2 protein-coding genes are annotated in these 2,116 nt (G+C 60.3%); one reads left to right on the top strand and one right to left on the bottom strand.

Annotation, left to right across the window (positions count from 1 at the left end; all coding sequences use genetic code 11):
• Positions 1-560: gamma carbonic anhydrase family protein (locus tag ACVWZ1_RS14335; protein ID WP_457503743.1), on the top strand; the 560-nt coding region annotated here is incomplete at its 5' end.
• Positions 561-581: 21 nt separating this feature from the next.
• On the opposite strand, the gene ACVWZ1_RS14330 is transcribed toward ACVWZ1_RS14335, so the two are convergent.
• The gene (locus tag ACVWZ1_RS14330) at positions 582-2,042 is read right to left on the bottom strand and encodes a circularly permuted type 2 ATP-grasp protein (RefSeq protein WP_457466427.1); all 1,461 of its coding nucleotides are present in this window, start codon (positions 2,040-2,042) and stop codon (positions 582-584) included.
• Positions 2,043-2,116: the final 74 nt, after the last annotated feature.

Below are 2,116 nucleotides of genomic sequence, written 5' to 3'. Positions count from 1 at the left end.
TGCAACGAGAAAAACAGGACACCTGGCCAATTGGGCTGGATCGGCAGCCGACGGGAGTAGATGAGGCAGCCTTTATTGCCGCCAATGCCACACTGATCGGCGATGTCCAACTTGCGGAAGCGGTGAGCATCTGGTACGGGGCCATCTTGCGGGGGGATCTCTCGCCCATTGTCATTGGCCGCCGCAGCAATATCCAAGATGGAGCCATTCTGCACGGGGATCCCGGACAGCCGACCCTGGTTGGCGAGGAAGTGACCGTAGGCCATCGAGCGGTCATCCACAGTGCCCACATCGAGGGGGGATGTCTGATCGGGATTGGGGCCATTATCTTGAACGGGGTCACCATCGGGGCAGGCAGCATGGTGGGAGCTGGAGCGGTGGTCACCCGGTCTGTGCCACCTCGCTCTTTGGCGGCGGGGATCCCGGCTAAGGTTATCCGCACCCTCACCGAGGAAGAGGTCGAGCAACTGCGCCTTCACGCCCAGCACTACGTGGATTTGGCGCTTCAGCATGCCAGCCGCTTTGGCCGGTGGAGCAGAGGTTCGGGCGAGCGACTTTGAGCCTATTTTGCCAGCCGTCTCTCAACAGCCGGGATCCACACAGAGCACCCAGGTATCTTTGCTGCCGCCCCCCTGGGAGGAGTTCACCACCAGGGATCCCTTCTTGAGGGCGACGCGGGTCAGCCCCCCTGGGTGAACGTAGATCTCTTTGCCGTAGAGGATATAGGGCCGCAAGTCCACATGACAGGGTTCTAGACGGGGGCCTTCTCCCCGATCCACCAAGGTGGGCACGCGAGAAAGGCACAGGGTGGGTTGGGCGATGTAGTTGCGCGGTTGGGCGCGGATTTTCTCGGCAAAAGCAGCCCGCTCTTCCGGTGTGGCCTGGGATCCCATCAACATGCCGTAGCCACCCGACTCGTTGGCTGCCTTCACCACCAGCTTGTCCAGGTTTTCCAGTACGTACGCCTGATCCTTAGGATCCCAGCAGAGGTAGGTGGGCACGTTGGGCAAAATGGCCTCTTCTCCCAGGTAGTAGCGGATCATCTGCGGCACATAGGCGTAGATCACCTTGTCGTCCGCCACCCCTGTTCCCAAAGCGTTGGCAATCGCCAGCCGCCCTGACCGATAAACCTCAAACAGGCCCGGAACCCCCAGTAGAGAATCGGGGCGAAAGGCCAGCGGATCGATGAAGTCGTCGTCGATACGGCGGTAGATCACATCCACCCGCTGCAGCCCCTTGGTGGTGCGCATTTGCAAATAGCCATCGGCCACCACCAGATCCCGCCCTTCCACCAGCTCCACCCCCATCTGCTGGGCGAGGAAAGAATGCTCGAAGTAGGCGGAGTTGTAGATGCCGGGGGTGAGCACCACCACCGTTGGATTGGCCAGTTGCGGCGGCGCCAGGTAGAGCAGAGTATCCAACAAGTGGCTGGGGTAATCGTCCACCGGGCGGATCCCCATGGTGTTGAACAGGGAGGGAAAGGTGCTTTTCATCACCCGCCGATTTTCCAGCACGTAGGAGATTCCCGACGGACAGCGCAGGTTATCTTCCAGCACGTACCAAGTTCCGTCCCGATCCCGCACCAAGTCGGTGCCGGTGACGTGGCACCAAATTCTCCCCGGTGGGTTGAGCCCCACACAGGGCCGCAGAAATCCCTTGGCCGTCTCGATCAGCTCGGCAGGGATCACCCCATCCTTAAGGATCTTCTGGTCGTGATAGACATCGTCGATGAACAGGTTGAGGGCGTGGATGCGCTGCTTGAGACCCTTCTCCAGCCGCTGCCACTCGGAAGCCGAGACGATGCGGGGAATGATGTCAAAGGGGAAAATTCGCTCCGTGCCCTGGCTATCGCCATAGACGTTGAAGGTCACCCCCATTTGAAAGAGGGCCGCCTGCGCCGCCGCTTGCCGCTGCTGCAGTTCCCCTTCTTCCAGAGAATGAATGCGCTCAATCAGCGGGATCGCCTCAGGACGGGGCTGGTTACGCCCCAAAAACAGCTCGTCGTAAAACCCCTCGCCCGGGTCGTAGGCATCAAAACGCACGTCTGGGATCCCTGGAACGCTATCTTCTTCTACTGTTGGGGGCTCTGGATCTGCATAATGTGCTTTCAGCTACT

Source organism: Thermostichus sp. MS-CIW-25 (assembly GCF_054060015.1).
The sequence above is the reverse complement of the archived record's forward strand: the minus strand, read 5'-3'. Positions and strand labels throughout refer to the sequence as shown.